Origin of the sequence: Paraburkholderia unamae (assembly GCF_003096875.1) — a bacterium.
Classification (GTDB): domain Bacteria; phylum Pseudomonadota; class Gammaproteobacteria; order Burkholderiales; family Burkholderiaceae; genus Paraburkholderia; species Paraburkholderia unamae.
The window spans coordinates 37,728-57,630 of sequence record NZ_QEOB01000018.1; the positions used below are offsets into that span (position 1 = coordinate 37,728).

General features: G+C 67.1%; 16 protein-coding genes. 3 read left to right on the forward strand and 13 right to left on the reverse strand.

Features of this window, described 5'->3' with window-relative positions:
* Positions 1 to 6 precede the first annotated feature (6 nt).
* The 7 genes from C7402_RS31890 to C7402_RS31920 all read right to left on the reverse strand — a co-directional run bounded on the left by C7402_RS31890 (position 7) and on the right by C7402_RS31920 (position 10,179).
* Positions 7 to 723, reverse strand: coding sequence for an aspartate/glutamate racemase family protein (locus C7402_RS31890; protein ID WP_116613495.1), 717 nt, complete (start codon positions 721 to 723; stop codon positions 7 to 9).
* Between the two features lie 135 nt (positions 724 to 858).
* Complete coding sequence (locus C7402_RS31895) at positions 859 to 2,325, reverse strand: M20 family metallopeptidase (RefSeq protein ID WP_116613600.1); 1,467 nt, start codon at positions 2,323 to 2,325, stop codon at positions 859 to 861.
* A 49-nt stretch (positions 2,326 to 2,374) separates the two neighbouring features.
* Positions 2,375 to 5,020 carry a LuxR C-terminal-related transcriptional regulator gene (locus C7402_RS47165; RefSeq protein ID WP_165842041.1) on the reverse strand — a complete coding sequence of 882 codons (2,646 nt, stop codon included), beginning with the start codon at positions 5,018 to 5,020 and terminating at the stop codon, positions 2,375 to 2,377.
* Positions 5,021 to 5,069: 49 nt separating this feature from the next.
* The gene (locus C7402_RS31905) at positions 5,070 to 6,011 is read right to left on the reverse strand and encodes a hypothetical protein (protein ID WP_116613496.1); all 942 of its coding nucleotides are present in this window, start codon (positions 6,009 to 6,011) and stop codon (positions 5,070 to 5,072) included.
* Positions 6,012 to 6,163: 152 nt separating this feature from the next.
* Entirely contained in the window at positions 6,164 to 7,273 is a 1,110-nt protein-coding gene (locus C7402_RS31910) for a DUF917 domain-containing protein (protein ID WP_116613497.1), read from the reverse strand.
* A 40-nt stretch (positions 7,274 to 7,313) separates the two neighbouring features.
* Entirely contained in the window at positions 7,314 to 8,852 is a 1,539-nt protein-coding gene (locus C7402_RS31915) for a hydantoinase/oxoprolinase N-terminal domain-containing protein (protein ID WP_116613498.1), read from the reverse strand.
* Between the two features lie 61 nt (positions 8,853 to 8,913).
* On the reverse strand, positions 8,914 to 10,179 hold the full coding sequence (locus tag C7402_RS31920; protein ID WP_116613499.1) for a cytosine permease: 1,266 nt from the start codon (positions 10,177 to 10,179) through the stop codon (positions 8,914 to 8,916).
* A gap of 475 nt (positions 10,180 to 10,654) precedes the next feature.
* Here C7402_RS31920 and C7402_RS31925 point away from each other — a divergent pair, with 475 nt between their 5' ends.
* Positions 10,655 to 10,984: a BON domain-containing protein gene (locus C7402_RS31925; protein ID WP_116613500.1), complete on the forward strand. Its 330-nt coding sequence runs from the start codon at positions 10,655 to 10,657 to the stop codon at positions 10,982 to 10,984.
* A gap of 56 nt (positions 10,985 to 11,040) precedes the next feature.
* On the opposite strand, the gene C7402_RS31930 is transcribed toward C7402_RS31925, so the two are convergent.
* From C7402_RS31930 to C7402_RS31955, 6 genes are all read right to left on the reverse strand, one after another.
* The gene (locus tag C7402_RS31930; protein ID WP_116613501.1) at positions 11,041 to 11,832 is read right to left on the reverse strand and encodes an SDR family NAD(P)-dependent oxidoreductase; all 792 of its coding nucleotides are present in this window, start codon (positions 11,830 to 11,832) and stop codon (positions 11,041 to 11,043) included.
* Positions 11,833 to 11,909: 77 nt separating this feature from the next.
* Positions 11,910 to 12,767 carry an SIS domain-containing protein gene (locus tag C7402_RS31935; protein ID WP_112173898.1) on the reverse strand — a complete coding sequence of 286 codons (858 nt, stop codon included), beginning with the start codon at positions 12,765 to 12,767 and terminating at the stop codon, positions 11,910 to 11,912.
* 84 nt (positions 12,768 to 12,851) lie between these two features.
* Positions 12,852 to 13,862: an ABC transporter permease gene (locus C7402_RS31940; protein ID WP_116613502.1), complete on the reverse strand. Its 1,011-nt coding sequence runs from the start codon at positions 13,860 to 13,862 to the stop codon at positions 12,852 to 12,854.
* A gap of 42 nt (positions 13,863 to 13,904) precedes the next feature.
* Positions 13,905 to 15,461 (reverse strand): sugar ABC transporter ATP-binding protein, encoded by a 1,557-nt coding sequence (locus C7402_RS31945; RefSeq protein ID WP_116613503.1) that lies wholly within the window; start codon positions 15,459 to 15,461, stop codon positions 13,905 to 13,907.
* Positions 15,462 to 15,557: 96 nt separating this feature from the next.
* The gene (locus C7402_RS31950; protein ID WP_116613504.1) at positions 15,558 to 16,535 is read right to left on the reverse strand and encodes a sugar ABC transporter substrate-binding protein; all 978 of its coding nucleotides are present in this window, start codon (positions 16,533 to 16,535) and stop codon (positions 15,558 to 15,560) included.
* A 75-nt stretch (positions 16,536 to 16,610) separates the two neighbouring features.
* On the reverse strand, positions 16,611 to 18,035 hold the full coding sequence (locus C7402_RS31955) for an FAD-binding oxidoreductase (protein WP_116613505.1): 1,425 nt from the start codon (positions 18,033 to 18,035) through the stop codon (positions 16,611 to 16,613).
* 210 nt (positions 18,036 to 18,245) lie between these two features.
* Here C7402_RS31955 and C7402_RS31960 point away from each other — a divergent pair, with 210 nt between their 5' ends.
* Together C7402_RS31960 and C7402_RS31965 are read left to right on the forward strand one after the other, a co-directional pair.
* Positions 18,246 to 18,890: a glucose-6-phosphate isomerase gene (locus C7402_RS31960; protein WP_112174034.1), complete on the forward strand. Its 645-nt coding sequence runs from the start codon at positions 18,246 to 18,248 to the stop codon at positions 18,888 to 18,890.
* Positions 18,887 to 19,855 (forward strand): shikimate dehydrogenase family protein, encoded by a 969-nt coding sequence (locus C7402_RS31965; protein ID WP_116613506.1) that lies wholly within the window; start codon positions 18,887 to 18,889, stop codon positions 19,853 to 19,855. Before C7402_RS31960 ends, C7402_RS31965 begins: the two co-directional genes overlap by 4 nt.
* Positions 19,856 to 19,903 lie beyond the last annotated feature (48 nt).

A 19,903-nucleotide genomic window follows, 5' to 3' on the forward strand; every position in this document is an offset into this window, starting at 1 on the left:
CGGGCGTCAATGCGGGTTCAGCGGGGGCATGTAGGTCGTGCGGCTTGGCCGCAGGCCCATGCGATGCGCGCTTTCGAGCCACGTGATCGCGGCCGCGGTGGGATCGACCACGGGCACATGGACATGGGTCGCTTCCAGCAGCGCCGCTTGCAGGTCTTGCGCCACCCCGAGCATGCCCGTGCAGCCGAGCACGATGACGTCGGCTTCATTGCGTGTGACGACCGCATCCTTGGCCTGCTCCAGCAGTGCGGCGAGGAGCTTGCGGCGATCCGTGAGCTGCTGGACCGGAATGTTGACGACCCTGGGCGGGGCGATCCGGCTCTCGATGCCATAGCTGCGTGAAAGCGCGCGCAGCATCGGCAAGACCTCCGGCAGCACCGTGATGAAGGCAATGCGCTCGCCAAGACCGAGCGCCGTCAACACCGCCGGCTCGAAACCGCCCACGACCGGCATATCGGCGATCTCGCGCGCGGCCGGCACCGCCGGATCGGCAAAGCAAGTGACGAAGATGGCGTCGACCTTGTCGGCGGCGGCCTGCTTGACCTGGGCGAGAATGCCGGGGCCGTTCATCACGTCGTCGTACTCCGACTCGATGCTGGTGCTGCCGCTGTGAAGGCTCACCGCATCGATCGTGGTGGTGGGCAGCGCCCAATGCCTCGCTTCGTTGAGCACCTCGGGAATCAGCGCGTCGCCGCGAATGGGCAAAATGATGCGAATCTTCATAGGTCACCTTCCTGTCGTGGAATGAAAACGAAATGGCCGGCCTCCTCGCATGAATGAATATATTTTGTATAACGAAATAAATGCAAAGAAGATTACCGGTTCGATCACCGTGCAGCCGGCCCTACCTGTACAACACTACGCTTGACACACCCTCTCATCGATCGCAAATGCGCGAGCGATGACTTCCGACACCACCGCCGTCAACTTCCTCGCATACGGCACATGCAGGAACTCGTTGGGCCCGTGCGCGTTCGACTGCGGCCCGAGCACGCCGCACACCATGAATTGCGCCTTGGGAAAGCCCGTTTGCAGCAGATTCATCAGCGGTATCGTGCCCCCCTGCCCCATACAGGCCGCATCGGCGCCAAAATGCGCGCGCGACGCCGCGTTCAACGCGGTTTCAAGCCAGCCGCTGGTTTCGGGGGCATTCCATCCGTTCGCCATGCCCGCGACCGGCCTGAACGTCACCTTCGCGTTGTAGGGCGGGTCCAGTTCGAGCAGTGTCTTGAGCGAGCCGACAGCCTGCGCGGCGTCGACGAGCGGCGGCAAACGCAGCGAAAGCCTGAAGGCCGTGCGCGGGCGCAATACGTTGCCCGCATCGGCAAGCGCGGGCAGCCCCTCGGCTCCCGTCACCGCGAGCGACGGCCGCCAGGTCGAATCGAGCAAGGCCTCTTGCGGCTCCGCCGTGGTCGGCAACACCTTGCGGCCGTCCTGGCCGCACGCCCAGGGCAAGGTCTTCCAGACTGCGTCGCCAAGAATGTGCGCGGCGGCTTGCGCCTCGCGCAGTCGCGCAGGCGGGATCGGGCAATGAAACCGCGCGGGCAGCAGGCGCCCCGTCGATGCGTCCTCCAGCCGCTCGAACAGTTGGCGCATCACGCGAAAACTCGATGCGGCAATCCCGCCGTACGCGCCCGAGTGAATCCCTTCGTCCAGCACCTCGACTTCGAGGTCGCCCATCACGGCGCCGCGCAGCGACGTGGTGAGCCACAGTTGATCGTAATTGCCCGCGCCGGAGTCGAGACACACCACGAGACCCACCTGGCCCAGCCGGGCGCGCAACGCCTCGACATAGGGCAGCAAGTCGTAGCTTCCCGACTCTTCGCACGTTTCTATCAGTCCCACGCAGCGGGGGCGCTCCACGCCCTGCGCGTCGAGCGCGGCAAGCGCCGTCACGCTTGCGTAGATCGCATAGCCATCATCGGCGCCGCCACGTCCGTAGAGCCGCCCGTCGATCAGCTTTGGCGTCCACGGCCCGAGATCGCGACGCCAGCCGTCGAACTCGGGCTGCTTGTCGAGATGCCCGTAAAGCAGCACGGTTTCCGCGCTGCCCGAGCGGGTGGCCGGCGCGTCGAACCAGATCAGCGGCGTGCGGCCCGGCAGGCGCACCACCTCCACTTTCAGGCCTTTGACGGGCTGACGTTCGGCCCATTGCACGGCGTCGGCCACCACGCGTTCGAGATAGCCGTTGCGCGCCCAATGCGGGTCGAACGCGGGACTCTTCGCGGGCACGCCGATATAGTCGATGAGCGCAGGAACGATTTCGTCGTCCCAGCGTTGCGCGACGTAATCGCGCAACGCCATTGCGTCGATCTTGCGCGGCATTTCGTTGATTGCGACATCCTCAGCCATCTCGTCTCCTCAGTGGCGTCCATCAGGTGGCGTGCGTGGCGACCTGCAAAGCCTCGATCGCAGCCGCACGCGTATTGACATTGAGCTTCGAAAACATCGTCTTCAGATGCTGCTTGACCGTCTCGGGCGAGACCCCCAGCGCGCGGCTGATCTCCTTGGTCGTCTGCCCCTGCGCGAGCCAGTACATCACGTCGCGTTCGCGCGGCGTGAGGCGCTCGTCGCGGTCGATGCGCGAACGCAGTGCGTCGAGGTAGTGCGCCTGAATGCGCGCGCGCAGCGCGTGCTGCGCGGCGGTTTCGTCCGCTAACGCGCGGTTCACGAACGTCAGGTCCGGACAGTCCTCGATAAACGGCTGGCTCATGCCGCCCTCGGCCGCAATCGAAACCGCCGCCGTCCATGCCTCGAAAGCCGCGTGATCGGCGCCGGCGGCCTTCATGGCGCATGCGCGCAACAACCGCGCCACCACGATGCCGGGCCGCTCCTCCATTTGCTCCGCGAGCGCATGCAGCCGGTCGGCCGCCGCGCGCGCGACATCGATGCGCCCCTGCGCGAGCGCGCTGCGGATCGTTGCGCGCCCAATCATTTCGACGTCGTCCCACGGCAGCGCCCGCGGCTCGCACGCCGTGTTCCAGAGCGCCGCGAGATCGATGCGGGCTTCGAGCGCGCGCATCGCTTCGTGTTGCCCGGCGTCGGCGAGCCAGGCGAGCCGCAAGCATGCCGACTGCACGCCGAGGTGCGGCAGCGTCTCCAGCGCGGCGAGCCGGTCCGCCGCATCGAGACGCGCGAGAGCCGCTTGCGCTTCGCCCTGCGCGAAATGGCAGCGCGCGCGTTCGACGTAGAGCGCACAGATGACTTCGAGCACCAGCCCGGCCGAATTTGCCGGGATGCCGTCGAGAATGCGCGCCGCAACCTCGACCTGTCCCGTGAGATACGCGATGCGCGCGCGCATCGCCGCGACGCGATGAGAAAACGAATCCTGCCCGAAGCGCGCGACGGCAAGATGCGGATCGCTCACTTCAGTGAGGATGCGCTGCGCCTCATCCAGATGCCCCGACCCCATGCATTCGCGCGCACGATTGAGGCGCACCCACGCGAGGTTGTAATCGTGCTCGGGGCTGCGATACATCGTTTCGATCCTGGCGATGTAGCGCGCGGCGTCCGAGAGCGGCCCATAGCGGTGGATGAACATCACCTGGAGCGGAATCAGGATGCCGAGCAGGCGCCAGTCTTCGCAAAAGCGCGTCATCGCCAGCCGGGTCACGCGGTCGAGATCGGCCCACGGGGACATCACCAGTTCGTGCTCGGCGCGATGGACCAGCACCATCGACTCGACGAGCGCGAGATCGAGTTGCAGGTCGGTGTCGCCCGCAAGCCGGGCAGAGGGCGAACCGGGCGAACCGGGCGGCGGCTCGCGCAATTCGGCCTGCAAGCGTTCGAGATCCCAGCACGCCTCGCTCGCGTTGTTTTCCACGAGCAGGATGCCGATATGCAGCAGCCGCAGGCGCGGATGGCGATGCCGCACGTCGGCGGGCAAACGCGAAAGCAGCAGGCGTGCGCGCCCGACGCCCGCGTCGGCCATGAGGCGCGCGCCACCGCGCGCTTCGAGCAGGCGCGCCGCCGCCTCGGGTTGCTGGGCCGCCACGGCGTGATCGACGGCGGCGAGCAGGTCGTGGCGCGCGGCATAGGCCGCCGAGGCGCGCATGTGGCGCGCGTTGACCACCGCGTCGCCGTCCTGAAGCGCGCGCCGCAGCAGGTGATCTCGCAGCCAGGGCACCACATGGATGGAAAGCGGCGACGTTCCCGCCCGGATCATCGGCGAAAGCGCGGCAAGCCGCGTAATGTGGTGCCCGCTGTCGGCCCGCTCGCGCACGGCGTCGGCAATGTCGGCGCGCACCTCGGCGAGCATGGCCGTCTCGATGAGGAAGGCGCGATCGGCAGGTTCGAGCCGCTCGACGACCTGGGTCGCGAGCCAGGCGTCGCCTTCCACCTGCGCGCCGCCGCCCTGCACATCCTGACGCCGCGCGAACTGCATCGCGACCGGCCAGCCCTCGCAGTTGGCCAGCCAGGCGGCAAGCGGCGCACCGCATCCCGCTTGCCGGTGAAAGCGCGCGGCTTCATCGGCGCTGAAGCACAGCAGCGCGGGATCGAGCACGCGCCAGTGACCTCCCAGCCAGCGTTGCGACTGGAAGGCGTCGGGTGCCCGGCGTCCCGCGAGATACAGCGTCAACCCTTCCGGCAGTGTTTGCGCCAGGGCCGTCAACTGCTCGTCGGCATCGGTTCCCGCGAGATGTTCGTCGTTGTCGATGAAAAGCGCGATCTCGCCCGCGCGCGCGCGCGCCGCCTCCAGCAACGCGTCGAGCTTCGCCGGCGCGCGCGCTCCGATCAGGCCGGCTTGGCGCAGCGCCTCGCCCAGCAGCGCGCGCAAGTCCCCGGCCTTTCGATCGCCTTCCTGGCAGTTGAGCCACACCGTGACGACGCCCGACTCGCGCAACTGTCCGGCTCGTTGCGCGCACAACGTTGTCTTGCCGAATCCGGCAGGCGCCCGCACGACGATCACGCGCGCGCCGGCGGGCGCCGCTTCGCTCAATTGCCGCAGCAGACGCTCGCGCGCCAGCGCATCGTCGATGCGGACGTCGGGTTCGAAACGGGTGGACGGGTCCGGACGCATGCGGCGCTCCACAATCACTCTCCTGCGGCGTAATCAAGGGCGGCGAGGATCAGAAGTTCTTCACGAGCGAGAAGTTCACGCTCACGCTGCGCGGCACGCCCTGATGGTGATAGTCCACGTCGAGCGTGCCGGAAATGAAGCAGCTTTGCGCGGCGAAGCCGAGGTAGGTAAACGTCGGACCAATCATCCCTTCCGTCGCGCGTTGATAATCCGATCCGCCAATATTGTAGATATTGTAAACATGGTGTATGCCCGCCAACAGGTTGGGAATGAACTGATAACCGGCGGCGATATCGAACAGCGAAAGCGAGAGCCCGCCACGCATGCGCACGCCGTCGCCGGAGGGCAATTGCGTGAGGTTGTAGTTATGAAAGAGATACACGCCGGCAATGGGCGCCACCGTGGCGTGCCAGCGGCCATAGCCGAAATAGTTGTTCACGCTCGCGCTGATCGACCACTGGTTCGCGCCCGCGCCGAATCCGCTCGTCTTGTTCGATCCATTCGGCGCGTTGAAGATCAGCATGGGGCTGATCCACCAGCTCCGAAATGCGTCGGTCCCGAACGAGTTGTCCGCCGACTCGACCACGTGATAGTAGTATTCCAGGCCCAGCTCCGGCGTGGACACCCCGAATGCGGCGTCGTCCGAACCTTTTGCCGTGGTCTGCACGCCCGAATAGAAGCCCAGCCACGTTTCGAACTGGTCGCGCGTCGTCCCCGTGAAACCGCTTTTCGAAAAGTACGCGAACTCGGTAAACATCTTGCCCGTGTTGATGTTCGGTGCGCTATGCGAGTACGTGGGAAACAGCAGCACGCCGAACGTGCCGGGAATACCCGGCTGCGAGAAGCCGATGAAGTTGCCCGCGCACGCGGCGCCCGACCAGGCCGCGGCCGTGCAGGCAAGCGCGCCGAGCGCCGCCAGGCTCGCGCGTGCTCGTGTGTACCTGACTTTCGATGCGGCGCGCGCACGCAGTGCGCAAGGACGCCGGGCCAAGCTTCCAGTTTGACGACCAGCTGCTGCCATACAGATCTCCTCACACAGGTTCCCGTGGTCCGCGCGAAGCTCGCGCGGCCACCGTGGGCGCCCTTGCCGCCGCTTAGGGTTCTTTATGCTGCGCAGGGCACGGGCGCTTGTTCACACCTCTCTCACGCTTCGGTGAGCGCGGCCTCTTGCGCCGCGCTGGCGAGCGTCTCGAGCGCAACGTAGTCGGTGTCGTAGCCGAAGTAGCGCGGCCCCGCGAGATCGAGACCGGCGGGCGTGCGCCACGACGGGTGGCTCGGCAAGCCCATGAGCGTCACGCGCAGCCCGTAACGCATCGCTTCGCTCGTGATCGGCTCGGCCGTTTCGGTGTCGAGCGTGCAAATGAGGTCGGGCGTCATGCAGGCAATGCGGCCGTCCACGCGAGCGAGCAGGAACTCGTTCTGGAGTTCGAGTTGCGCCGTGCGGCCCGCGAACCGGTCGAGGCCCGCGATCGTGACGACGCCGCGCTGCCAGCCGCCTTCAAGGCGACGCACGACGTCGGTCACCTTGCCCTCGAAGAGGCGCACGCCGCCGAGCGCGCCGAGCAGTGCGCCCACCGCGTCGGCGCCGTCGCGCCGCGCGTCGAGCACCACCTGGCCCGCGCGTTGCAACGCGCGCAGCGAACCGCGAATCACGGCGCGCTTGGCTTGCGCGCCGGTCATCGGATAGAGCGCGCAGGCACATGCGCCGCCCATTTCGACGAGAATCGAGCGCGTGGTGCGCTCCGCGAAATGGTTGTTGCCGGTCTGGATCAGCACGACATTCGACCGGTCGTCGACGACGGCCATCGGCGTCGCGCCAATGCCCTGCATCGTGCAGGTCGACATCTGGAGTTCGGGAAACGCGCGGCCCATCGTGTCACCGTCGATCAGCGGAATGCCGACACGGCTTGCCACCGAAAACGGGATCGTCGAATTGAAGCCGCCCGCCTCCATGCACAAGGTGGCGTCGGCCTTGCGCCCGAGGTGCTTTTCCAGCGCGTGCAGCGCGAGGATGAGCGGCTCGACGCTCGGCAGTTTTTCCGTCATCACCACCGGCGCGCCCGCGCCGGCCACGGGCACGACGAGCGCGTCGTCGTCGAGCGTCATCACGTCGATCAGGTCAACCGGGCCCGATTCGCGCATCAGACGCTGGCCGAGCAGTTTCCCGAGATACGGATCGCCGCCGCCGCCCGTTCCGTAAATGGCGCTTCCAAGGGCAATGGCCTCAAGCTGGTCGGCGTCTATTTTCCACATAATTCGTTCTCCATATTGATGCGTGCTTTTTTTAAAGCGCTCACAAACGCAGGTCGCCTACCATCTTCACGCGAATGCGCGTGGCCTTGCCGGGCAGATAGGCAAGCGGTGTTTCTTCCACGTTCAGCGTATCGATGCTCTCCGGCACGCCGCCTTCCTCGATGACCTTCTTGCGGCAGCGCGCCTGCGCGTCGGCAATCGCGTCTTCGCGGCCCATCTCCTCCAGCCGGTAGACGTGATCGATTTCGCAGCCGATCTGGGCGATCGCCGCGCCCACCGCGTTTGCCACGTTGAACGAAGGCGGGCGCAGCGTCGGCAGCCCGTCCACGTCGCCGTCCAGCAACACGCTGCCGCCGCCGACCAGCAGCACCGGCACGGGCGTGTCGGAAATGCGCATGCGGTCCACGGCGGCGGCGACCATCTCGTGCATGCGCTGCGTGCAGGCGCGAACGTCTTCTGCGCCGAGATGCGCCACGCGTTGCCTGTCGCCGAACCCGGCAATGCCCGCGGCCACGGCGATGTCGCTCGCGGTCAGCGTGTCGCCGCCGAATACGAGCGCCTTCTCGTAGAGTTGATAGCCGACGCTGCGCGGACCGATCGCACACGCCGAGGTGTCGACGAGCGAGCCTCCGCCCAGCCCGATGCAGTGCACGTCGGGCATGCGGAAGTTGGTGCGCACGCCGCCCAGTTCGACCGCCACGCCGGCCATGCGCGGAAAGCCCTTTTGCAGCATGCCCACGTCGGAAGTCGTGCCGCCGATATCGACCACGATGGCATCCGCTTGACCGGAGAGGAACGCCGCGCCGCGCATCGAATTGGTCGGGCCCGATGCGACGGTGAGAATCGGATAGTCGGCAATGCGCTCGGCGGCGATCAGCGTGCCGTCGTTCTGCGTGAGAAAGAACGGCGCGCTCACGCCCGTTGCGCGCAGCGCGTCGCTGAACGCGCGGCTGATGCGGCCGCCGAGATCCACGAGTGCCGCGTTCAGGATCGTCGCGTTCTCGCGTTCGAGCAGCCCGAGGTTGCCAAGCGACGACGACAACGTGATATGCGCATGCGGCAGGCGCTCACGCACGAGCTGCGCCGCGCGCTCCTCCTGGCCCGGTGCGAGCGGCGAGAACACGCCGGAAATCGCGATGTGATCGATGTTCGCCTGCGCGCATTCCTCGGCAAAGCGCCTGATCGAGGCGACGTCGAGCGGCGAAATTTCCCGGCCGTCGAACTCATGACCGCCCGCCGTCAGGCGCACGAGAGGATTGAGCGTTTCGACCAGATCGGCGGGCCAGCCGGAAAACGGCGGGATATCCGCGCTCGACGGCAGGCACAGCCGCAGCACGCCGACGCGCGATAGCTCGCGCCGCTCGATCACGGCGTTGGTGAAATGGGTCGTGCCGATCATCACGGCGCCGAGCGCCGAAGGCGCGACATCGGCTTCGCGCAAGACGCGCGAGAGCGCGTCGAGCACCCCGCTCGTCACGTCGCGCGTGGTGGCGGTCTTGATGCCGAGAACGACTTCACGCCCGCGCAGCAGCACCGCGTCGGTGTTGGTGCCGCCTACGTCGATTCCTGCTCGGTACATATGCTCCTCGTTTTGTTGGGTGAAGTGCGGGTTGAGTCGGCGGCCGAAGGCCGCCGCAAATTCAGCTCTGCGATTGCGTATTCACGGGCAGGCGTCGCGCCACGAGACGGCGCAGCACGGCATAAGCCGCGATCGACAGCAACAGCGAATCCAGCGCGGGAATCGTCGTCACGCTCATCTGCTGCGCCTGCATCCAGGCGGCGATGCCCGTGGCGAGCCCCCAGGCGCCGAGCGCCTCGATGCGCCAGCCCGGCGTGGCCTCGGTGAGCTTGCCGGCGCCGAGATAGAAGTTCGCGAGATACACGCCGGCGATAGGCGGCACGGCCACGGAGAGCACGATGAGGAACGGCACCATTTTGTCGCCCACGCCGAGCACGCCGAGCAGCGTGCCGATCACACCGGCGGCGAGCGCCAGTCCCCAGCGCGGACGCTTCGGCGCGACGGTCACGAGCACGAGCGACGCGGCGTAGAGGTTGTAGGCGTTCGTGACCCACGCCGAAAGCAGGATGATGAGCAGACACGGCAGGCCCATGCCCAGCAGTTTCATGATTTCGACGAGATCGGCCGCACCCGTCACGATGCTCGGAATGCCGGAAAGATTGAGCACGAGCGGAAAGCCCACGCCGTACGCAATGCACACGCCGAGCGCGCCTTGCAAGGGCGTGCGGGCAAACCGGCACACGTCCGGTGCGAGCACGGCGCCCACGATCAGGCCGCCCACGACGAAGGAAATGCCGGAGCCGACCGAAAGGCTGTCGGCGCCCGCGAAGTCCAGCGCGTTCGCGGCGTGCGGCATATGCAGCGCGAACCAGAAGGTGGCGAAAAGCAGGCCCAGCTTGAGCGGCGTCGTGACGAGCGAGAGCAGGTCCAGCGCGCGAAAGCCCACTGCGGCCGTTGCCGTCATCAGCGCGCAGCCAATCAGCGCCCACGCGGTGACGGGAATGTGCGGCAACAGCGCAGCGGCGCTTGGCTGCATCGCGCGGCCGAACAGCATCGCGATCACGGCGAACCACCCGAACATCGAAATGGCGAGGACCGCGTTGGCGAGCGCGCCGCCGCGCGTGCCGAACGCCTGGACGATGAGCATGTAGCTCGACAGACGCGAGCGCGCGCCGGCCACGGCCGCCAGCGAAGCCACGGCGGCCAGCAACAGGCCGCCGCACCAGCTCGCCGTGATGGCGTGCCGGGTGCCGAGCGAATGCGCGAGCTGCGCGCCCATCGCGAACGCCGGCAACGTAATCACGACGCCCATCAGGATCAGTGCGATGCGAACGCCGCCGACGGTTTCTTCCGCCGAAACGGGACTTGCCGAGGAATCGAGAGTCACGGGGTGTCTCCATGAGCTGCACGCGTGGCGTGCGCTGGGCTTTTAAGGGGCTGTACCGCTTGGGATGCGCTCGTTCCTGCACATCTGCGTCGATCTTAAGCATCGACGCGAGCGGACAATAATGACGATTGGGGGGGTAAGGGGAGAAAAATGGGGGATTGGGCGAGCAGGATGCGACCCCGTCGCGTGATGGTGAGCGCCGGTGAGTTTCTGTGCGCATCGATCGTTGCGCGCACCACGATCGGCCGAAGTGAATCGCGCTTGACGATTTCCCGACTTGTCTGCCTATACTATTGGCGACTTTTCGGTGAGCACGCGGCGACCTGACGCCAGCGACGCCGGGCAATTTCTGATCGCGCGGAACGGCTTATTCCGTTTTTATTATGGATACCTGATCAATATGACGTGAACGATTTTCCGCAAGCCACACGCTGTCCGATGTTCCAATCAACGTAATGACAAAGGAGAATAACCCGTGAATCAAGCCATGATCCGAGCCTGCCTCGTGGCGCTCGCCATTGGAGGGGCGAGCGGCGCCTGGGCGCAAGGCGTACCGCTCTCCCCCGACTCCGCCTCCGCGCTGGTGGCGTCGAACAAGGCCGACAAGAAGCTCGCGGAGGACGTGAGAAGCGCCGTATCCGGCGCGAGCGTGGACACCTCGCGCGTGAAGATCGTCGTGCGGCACGGCGCCGTGACCCTGCGTGGCTCGGTGCCGGATCGCGATCAGATCCAGGCGGCTTCGGAAGCGGCGGCGCAGGTGGACGGTGTCGCCAGCGTCAAGAACAAGCTCAAGAGCCGGCAGTAGCCCACGGCTTCCACGCGCCGGGGCCGGCGCGTGGCGCGGGCGGCGCGTCCCGAACCTCAGACCGTCTTCAGCATCCCGCCATCGACGAAGTACGTCGAGCCGACGCTATAGCTCGCCCGCTCCGAACACAGAAACACGATGAAATCCGCAAGCTCCGCGGGCGTGGCGAACCGGCGAATGGGCGCGTGCTCGTTGGCGACCTGTTGCAGATGCCCTTCCCAGTCGCCGCCCGTGTCCGCCGTCAACTGCTTCGCGGTCTTCACCCAGTCGGGCGTCAGCACGAGCCCCGGATTGATGGTGTTGACGCGGATATTGTCCTTGATGACCTCGTTGGCGAGGGTTTTCGAGAACATCATCAGCGCGGCCTTGGTCACGTTGTAGATCGGCTCGTAACCGAGCGGCTGCACCGCGCAAATCGACGCGTTGTGCAGGATCGCGCCGCCGCCGCGCTCGCGCATGGTCGGCACGAAGGCGCGCGCGAGGCGCACGGCCGCCATGACGTGCAGCTCCCAGTACGCCTGCCACTTCTCGTCGGGCGCGTCCATGATCGTCTCGTTGCTGCCGGTGCCCGCGTTGTTGAAGAGGATGTCCGCGCCGCCGAACGCGTCCTTCGTGGCGTCGACCAGTTGTGCGACGCCTGCCGCGCTCGCCACGTCGCACGCCACCGCGAGCGCGCGCACGCCGTGACGGGCCGCGAGGTCCGCGGCGGCCGCTTCCAGGCGTTCCTGCTGTCGCGCCGCGAGCACGAGTTGCACGCCTTCTCCGGCCAGCGCATCGGCCACGGCGAGGCCGATGCCTACGCTCGCGCCCGTCACCACGGCCACCTTGCCGCGCAGTTTCAGATCCATCGAATGTCTCCTGTATCGGGCAGTCCGTGCTGCCGCATGAGTCTTCTTATGACTTGCCGAACCGCGCGCGCGTACGTTCAGATCACGCCCGAGGAGCGCATGTCGGCGAGATGGCGCTTCATGTCCTGGACGTCGAGCGCATGCGCTTCGCCCTTCTTCAATGCCACACTGGTCGACAGGATGTCCACGATCACGAGCGCGGCGAGCCGCGAGGTCGTCGGCGTGTACACGTCGGTGTTCTCCAGCGTTTCGGCCACCACGGCCACGTCGCAGTAGCGCGTGAGCGGCCCGTGCGAGCCCGTGATCACCACCACGCTCGCGCCGCGCTCCTTCGCCGTGCGCGCCACTTCGATGAGCGAGCGCGTCGAGCCCGTGTTCGAGATCGCCACCACGGCGTCGCCGGGTTTGAGCATCGAGGCCGCGATGAACTGCTGGTGCGAATCCTGGTGCGCGATGCAGGGCACGCCAAAGAGCGGAAACTTCTGCTGCGCGTCGAGCGCCACGATGCCCGAGGCGCCAAAGCCGAAGAACTCGATGCGCTGCGCCACCGCGAGCAGGTCCACCGCGCGCCCGATCGCCTCGAAGTCGAGTTTCTTGCGCGCCCAGTCCAGGCTCGTGATGGTGTAGTCGAAGATCTTGGTGGCCACCGTCTCGGGCGTGTCGGCGCCCGAGAGCACCGAGTGCGTGGCGGGCGCCCCGAGCGCGAGGCTCTGCACCGCGCGGATCTTGAATTCCTTGAAGCCGCTGCAACCGATGGTCGCGCAAAAGCGCAGCACCGTGGGCTCGCTCACCTGCGCGAGCCGCGCGAGCTCGGACAGGCTCAGGTCCGCGATCGTGTGCACGTTGGCGAGAATGTAATCGGCGACTTGCCGGCTCCCGCGCCGCAGGTTCGGCCGGGCGCGGTCAATCACTTCAAGAATGTTGTAATCGGGCACGCGTAATTTCCTTCGTCGACAGGCTGGCGCAACGCCATGGCCGCATGGCGGCCCCGTGCGGCCGTCATGCGGTTACGACGCAGTTTAGCGGAAGAGCCAGCGGCGCCAGAAATTCGACCCCTGCTGCATGAGGACCGCCGCGACGATGATCGCGCCCATCACGACCTGCTGGTGATAGCCCGGCACGCTCGCGAGATTCATGATGTTGCCGATCACGCCGAGAATCAGCACGCCCATGAGCGTGTTGAGCACGCCGCCCTTGCCGCCCGCGAGGCTCGCACCGCCGATCACCACCGCGGCGATCACAGTGAGCTCGTCGCCCACGCCCACGGTCGGCGCGCCCACGCTCGCGCGCGAGGTGGAGATGATGCCCGCCATGGCCGCCAGCACGCCCGAGCACACGTAGGTGCCGAGCACGTGGCGCGCCACCGGCACGCCCGAAAGCCGCACCGCTTCCTCGTTCGAGCCGATCGCGCGCACCACGCGCCCGGCGCGCATGCGCCCGAGCGCAATGCCGCCCAGCACGAACACGATCAGCATCACGAGCGTCGGGCCGGGAATGCCCAGGTAGCTGTGGCGGCCGAAGTCGAGCAGCGCCTGGCCCGCGTCGTCGACGAGAATGGGCGAGCCGTTCGAGACGATCATGGCGAGGCCGCGCGCGACCGTCATCATGGCGAGCGTGACGACGAACGGCGTGAGGCGGCAGAACGCCACGAGCACGCCCGAGACGAGCCCGCACAGGCCGCCGGTCACGAGCGTGGCGGCCAGCGCGAAGGCAAGGCCATGCTCGGGAATGAGCAGCGCCGAGAGCACGCTGCCGAGCGCGGCGACCGAGCCCACCGAAAGATCGATGCCGCCCGTGAGCACGACCAGCAGCATGCCGACCGACATGATGCCGACGCCCGCCACCTGGCGCGAGATGTTCGAGAGATTGGCGACGGAGAAGAAGTCGTCCGAGATGAACGAGGCGGCCACGATCAGCACGACGAGGATCGCGACCGTGTTGAACTTGCGCGCGGCTTGCCAGCCGTGCTTGAGCGACGCGATGCCGGAGCGGCGCTCGCGCGGGTCGGAGGTGACGGCGCTGGGGTTCATGATGGGTGTCTCCAGACTGTGTGAGCTTGATGAGCGTTGGGGTCAAACATGCGTGAGCGAGGCGCGCTCGCGCGGCGGCGCGCCATCTGCATTGCCATGCGGGCTGCCGTGGGTTTCGCCCGGATCGCGGCGCAGCGAGAGCGAGAGAATCGCTTCTTCGCTGTAGCCGTCGGGTTGCAGTTCGCCGCGGATGCGGCCGTCGCCCATCACGAGAATGCGGTCGCACAGGCCGATCAGCTCCTGATGCTCCGACGAGATCACGAGCACGGCCTTGCCGCGCTCGGCAAGCTGGTTGATGAGCGTGTAGATCTCGACTTTCGCGCCGACGTCCACGCCGCGCGTGGGTTCGTCGAGCATGATGAGATCGCCGTCGGCATGGAACCATTTCGCGAGCACGACTTTCTGCTGGTTGCCGCCCGAGAGCGTCGAGACGTCGGCGTCCATCGAGCGCGCCTTGATGCGCAGCGCGTCCATGAGCTGCGCGACGCTCTCGCGCTCGCGCCCGAAGGCGAGAAAGCCGCCCGGCGCGCTCACCGACTTGAGCGCCGCCAGCGTCGCATTGATGCGGATCGGCATCTTGAGCACCGCGCCCTGGCCCTTGCGGTCCTCGGGCACGAAGCCAATGCCCGCGCGCACCGCCGCGCGCGGCGAGCGGGCGTTCAGGCGGCGGCCTTTGAGCTCGACCTCGCCCGCGTCCGCCCGGTCCGCGCCGAAAATCAGCCGCGCGACCTCGGTGCGCCCCGAGCCGATCAGGCCGCCCAGCCCTACCACCTCGCCCGCGCGGACTTCGAACGAGACGCCGCGCACCGCCTCGCCGCGCGCAAGATCGCTCACCTTGAGCACGACCTCGCCGCGCGTGGCGTGCCGCTCGGGAAACAGCACCGAGAGCGGACGGCCCACCATCTTGCGGATCAGCTCGTCGCGCGTGAGATCGGCGGGCTTGACGGTGTCCACGCGCTTGCCGTCCTTGAGCACGGTGATGCGGTCGGCGATCGCGAACACTTCTTCGAGCCGGTGCGAGATATAGACGATGCCCACGCCCCGCGCGCGCAGCGCCCGCACGATCTCCAGCAGGCGTTCGGCGTCCGAGGGCGCGAGCGCGGCGGTCGGCTCGTCGAGCACGAGCAGCTTGAGCTCGCCGGACAGCGCCTTGGCGATCTCGATCACCTGGCACTGCGCGGCGGACAGCGTGCCGACGAGCGCCGCCGGATCGATCTCGAACCCGAGGCTCTCGATCAGCGCGCGCGCTTTTTCGCGCAGGGTGCGCCAGTCGATCACGCGCGGCAACGCGCCGAGAAACACGTTCTCGGCCACCGAAAGATCGGGGGCGAGCGCCGTTTCCTGATGAATCACGGCGATGCCCTCGGCGAGCGCGGCGTGGGGATTGCGCAGCACCATCTCGCGCCCCGCCACGCGTATGGCGCCGGCGTCGGGCTGATGGCCGCCGCCGATCACGCGCATGAGGGTCGACTTGCCCGCGCCGTTTTCGCCGACGAGCGCATGCACCTCGCCGCTCATCACGTCGAAGTCGATGTTCTCGATCGCGTGAATGCCGCCGAAGCGCTTGTCGATGCCCGTGAGCGCGATGAACGGAATCATGTAACTCTCTCCAGTCGAACCGGCGCGCCGCCTTGTGCGCGGCGCGCCTTCGTCGTCAACAGCAAAAACGTTTCGTATGCCTTATAAACGGCGGCTTCAGAAGATCGCCTTGGGGTTGTAGAACTTGTCGACATTGCCCTTGGAAATCGCCGCAGACGGCGTGTACGACACCTTCGGCACGTTCACGGCTTCGCCCTTCGCGGCCTTCACGCCGATGTCCACGGCCGTGCGCGCGACGAGCGCCGGGTCGTTGAGCGCGGTCACGCCGTACTTGCCCTGCTTGATGAGCGCGAGCGCTTCCTTCTGGCCGTCGGCGGCCGCCACGAGCGTGATGCCCTGGCGGTTCGCGCTTTCGATCGCGCGGCGCGCCCCGAGCACCATGCTGTCGTTCTCGCCGAGCACCATGTTGATGTCCTTGTTGGCCACGAGCAGGTCTTCCATCGCCTTCAGGCCGCCTTCGTCGGACCAGTTGCCCCAGCCCTGGCCGACGATCTGCACGTTGGACTTGCCGGTCTTTTCGAGCTGCGCCTCGATGATCCCTTCGAGCACGCCGTCGCGGCGCTCCTTGCCCACCGGGTTGCCCTTCTCGCCCGAAATGAGCGCGATCTTCAGCGGCTTGTCGCCCATGTTGTCGACCACCCAGCGGCCCACCAGCGCGCCGTTCTGGCGATTGGACGACTGCACCAGCGTGAGGTAGTTGGCCTTCGGGTTGAGCGTGCTGTCGATCACCACGACCTTCACGCCCGCCGCGCTCGCGGCGTTCACCGCGCCCACCAGCGCCTCGGGGTCGGCCGGATCGATCACGAGCACTTTCACGCCGCGCGTGACGAGGTCCTCCACGTCGGCGATCTGCTTTTGCATCTTGCCCTGCGCGTCGGCCACGATCACGTCGGCGCCGAGCTCGCTTGCGCGCGCCTTCGCCGATTCCATCGCGGCCGCGAAGTACGGCGCGTTGAGCACCTTCATCGAAACGCCGACCTTGAGCTTGTCCGCGGCGAACGCGGGTGCGGCGGCCACCATGCCGGCCGCGGCAAGCGCGGCGGCGCACATCAGCTTCTGCATGAGACGCGACATGTCTCCTCCTTATATAGGTGTGTCACGCGGTAAAACGGCACGCTGCGCGCGGTGCGCATCGGTGTGGCGTCAGGTTCATGACGCGAGCAACTTGCCGGGATTCAGGATGCCGAGCGGATCGAGCGCGGCCTTCACGGTGCGCATGGCGGCGAGTTCGGCCGGGCTGCGCGAGAGCGCGAGCACGTCGAGCTTCTTGGTGCCGATGCCATGCTCCGCCGACACCGAGCCGCCCATCTCGCCCGTCACGCCGTACACGGTGCGCTTGACTTCGGCGGCGGCGCTCGCGGGCCAGTCCGGCTGCTGCACGACGATGTGCAGATTGCCGTCGCCCAGATGCCCGTACACGAGGATCGTGGCGTCGGGCCACTGCGCGCGCAGGCGCTCGTCGCAGCGGCGCGCGGCCTCGCCCACATCGGCAATCGAAAAGCTCACGTCGAACGAGACGCGCCCCGGGATCAGGCGGCCGTATTCGCCGGGTGCGTCGCGAATCGCCCAGAACGCGGCGGCGTGCGTTTCATTGGCCGCGAGCGCGGCGTCTTCAAGCGTGCCCGCTTCGAGCATGTCGGCGAGGAAGGCTTCGAACGCGGCGTTCTGGCTTTCCGGCTCGGCGCCGCTGCTTTCGAGCAGCACAAAGAACGCGTGACGCCCGGCAAGCGGCGCGCGCAGTTCGGGCAGGCGCGAGAGCACGAAGTCGTAATAGCCCGGCCACATCACTTCGAAGGCCGAAACACCGGCGGGCAAGCGCTCCTGCGCGAGCCGCAGCAGCGTCGTGACGCTCGCGTAGTCGGGCACGCCGCACCATGCGGTGGAAACGGCGCGGGGCTTCGGGCGCAGCCGCAGCACGGCGCGCGTGATGACGCCGAGCGTGCCTTCGCTGCCGATCAGCAGATTGCGCAGGTCGTAGCCCGTGTTGTTCTTGATCATCTTGCGCAGGCCGCCCACCACGCTGCCGTCCGCGAGCACGGCCTCCACGTCGAGCGCCTGCTCGCGCATCATGCCGTAGCGGATCACGCGGTTGCCGCCAGCGTTGGTCGCGAGATTGCCGCCGATGGTGGCGCTGCCGCGCGCGCCCAGGTCGAGGGGGAACATGAAACCCGCGGCGTCGGCGGCTTCCTGCACGGTTTGCAGCGGCACGCCCGCCTGCACCGTCATGGTCGCGCTCACCGGATCGATCTCCTCGATCGCATTCATCAACTCGAGGCTCAACGCCACCTCGCCGCCCAGCAGGCACGCGCCGCCCGCGAGGCCGCTCAACCCGCCCTGGGTCACCACCGGTTGGCTGTGTGCATGGCAGATGCGCAGCGCCGTGGCCGCCTGTTCGGTCGTGCGCGGACGCACGAGCGCAATGGGCTCGGCGCACGGCATGCGGCTCGAATCGGCGTGGCTGCGGCCCGCGAACTCCGCCGGCAGGCTCACCACAGCCGCGCCAAGCGCCTCGCGCAAGGCTTCCACCACGGGTGCGCCTGCTGCGGCGCTCGCCCGATGAGCACTTTCCTGCATGCTTGCCTCCTGCTTTTTTTCGTGTCGCCTCACCAGCCGTGAAGCGTGGGTTATTCGAATGAAAACGATAGTAACACTACCATTAGTGAAGTGAAAATAACGATATTCCTCGGTATAAACCCGCATAGTCGTTTGTTTCGCAAACTATATCATCACAAACGCTAACGTTTAGAAAGCTACACGAACCCAACTTCGAGGGAGATGAAAGCGATGCAATGGCCCGAACCGCGTTCGTTCGACGTGGATCTGGCGACCGGCCTGATGGCCGGCACCGGTTCGCATTACCAGAAACGCCTGGGCGATCTCGCCGGGCTTTACGCCGACGCGCGCGCCTTCGAGGCGCTCGCGGCCTCGCGCGGCGACGAAGTCGTTTATGAAGTCACCGATCACCGGCCCAACGCGAACCCGGGCGACCTCATCACGGGCGTGACCCGCATGGGCGCGGGCAAGGTGGGCGACGAGTTCTTCATGACGCGCGGCCACATTCACGCGAACGTGGACCGGCCGGAGCTGTACTTCGGCTTGAAGGGCCACGGGCTGATGCTCATGGAAGCGCCCGACGGCGAAACGCGCACCGTCGAGATCCGCGCGAATACGGTGTGCTATGTGCCGCCGCGCTGGATTCACCGCTCCGTGAACCTGGGCGAAAGCGACTTCGTGATGCTGTTCTGCTACCCCGCCGACTCGGGCCAGGACTACGCGATCATCGAGCGCTCGAACGGCATGCGCACGCGCATCGTCGACGACGGCCAGGGCGGCTGGAAGCGCGCCTCCAATCCCGCCTGGCGCGCGCGCACGCATGCCGAGATCGACGCGCTGCTCGCGTCCCACACTGAAATGGAGCAGGCACGATGAGCTACGCCGCCGCCACGAAACCGACCTTCTACTTCATCGGCGTGACCACCGCGCAAAGCTCGATCATGCGCGTGTTCCCCGCGTGGGCGCGCCATCTCGGGCTCGGCGACGTCGAGATGAAAGGCATCGACTTCGCGCCGCACGCAAGCGCCGAGGCGTATCGCGAAGCGGTGGCGTTCATTCGCCGCGACCCGCTCTCGCTCGGCGCGCTCGTCACCACGCACAAGATCGACCTGTACGCCGCGTGCCAGGACCTCTTCGACGAGATCGACCCGCATGCGCGCATCATGGGCGAAACGAGCTGCCTCTCGAAACGCGACGGCAAGTTCGTGTGCCACGCGAAAGATCCGATCACGTCCGGCTTCGCGCTCGACGGCTTCCTGCCGCCCGGGCATTTCGCGCGCACGGGCGCCGAAGTGTTTTCGATGGGCGCGGGCGGCTCGACCATCGCGCTCACCTGGCATCTGATGCAGCAAAGCCGCGGCGCGAACCGGCCCTCGCGCGTGATCGTCTCGAACCGTTCGGGCGCGCGTCTGGAGGAAATCGAGCGCATCCACCGCGAGCTCGATCTGGGCGTGCCGTGCGAGTACGTGATTGCGCCGCGCCCGGAGGACAACGACGCCGTGCTCGCGCGCCTGCAACCCGGCGCGATCGTGATCAACGCCACCGGCCTTGGCAAGGACGCGCCGGGTTCGCCGCTCACCGACGCGGCGCGCTTTCCCGAACGCGCCATCGCCTGGGACCTGAACTATCGTGGCAACCTCGTGTTCCTCGATCAGGCGCGCGCGCAGCAGGACGCGCGGCAGTTGCAGGTCGAGGACGGCTGGACCTATTTCATTTACGGCTGGACGCGGGTGATGGCCGAGGTGTTTGATATCGACATTCCGACGCACGGCCCGGCTTTCGATGACATCTGCCGGATCGCCGCGGCAGCGGGCAAGCCGCAAGCGACGCAGCCGGCGTAAGCGCAGCCGCCAGCCGCCAGCCGCCAGACGCATGAACGCGCGCTGGCG

Bases quoted from the DNA above. Each gene is read 5' to 3' on its own strand.
- C7402_RS31890 (WP_116613495.1), bottom strand. From the start codon at position 723: ATGAAGATTCGCATCATTTTGCCCATTCGCGGCGACGCGCTGATTCCC.
- C7402_RS31895 (WP_116613600.1), bottom strand. From the start codon at position 2,325: ATGCCGCGCAAGATCGACGCAATGGCGTTGCGCGATTACGTCGCGCAA.
- C7402_RS47165 (WP_165842041.1), bottom strand. From the start codon at position 5,020: ATGCGTCCGGACCCGTCCACCCGTTTCGAACCCGACGTCCGCATCGAC.
- C7402_RS31910 (WP_116613497.1), bottom strand. From the start codon at position 7,273: ATGTGGAAAATAGACGCCGACCAGCTTGAGGCCATTGCCCTTGGAAGC.
- C7402_RS31915 (WP_116613498.1), bottom strand. From the start codon at position 8,852: ATGTACCGAGCAGGAATCGACGTAGGCGGCACCAACACCGACGCGGTG.
- C7402_RS31930 (WP_116613501.1), bottom strand. From the start codon at position 11,832: ATGGATCTGAAACTGCGCGGCAAGGTGGCCGTGGTGACGGGCGCGAGC.
- C7402_RS31940 (WP_116613502.1), bottom strand. From the start codon at position 13,862: ATGAACCCCAGCGCCGTCACCTCCGACCCGCGCGAGCGCCGCTCCGGC.
- C7402_RS31945 (WP_116613503.1), bottom strand. From the start codon at position 15,461: ATGATTCCGTTCATCGCGCTCACGGGCATCGACAAGCGCTTCGGCGGC.
- C7402_RS31950 (WP_116613504.1), bottom strand. From the start codon at position 16,535: ATGTCGCGTCTCATGCAGAAGCTGATGTGCGCCGCCGCGCTTGCCGCG.
- C7402_RS31955 (WP_116613505.1), bottom strand. From the start codon at position 18,035: ATGCAGGAAAGTGCTCATCGGGCGAGCGCCGCAGCAGGCGCACCCGTG.
- C7402_RS31960 (WP_112174034.1), top strand. From the start codon at position 18,246: ATGCAATGGCCCGAACCGCGTTCGTTCGACGTGGATCTGGCGACCGGC.
- C7402_RS31965 (WP_116613506.1), top strand. From the start codon at position 18,887: ATGAGCTACGCCGCCGCCACGAAACCGACCTTCTACTTCATCGGCGTG.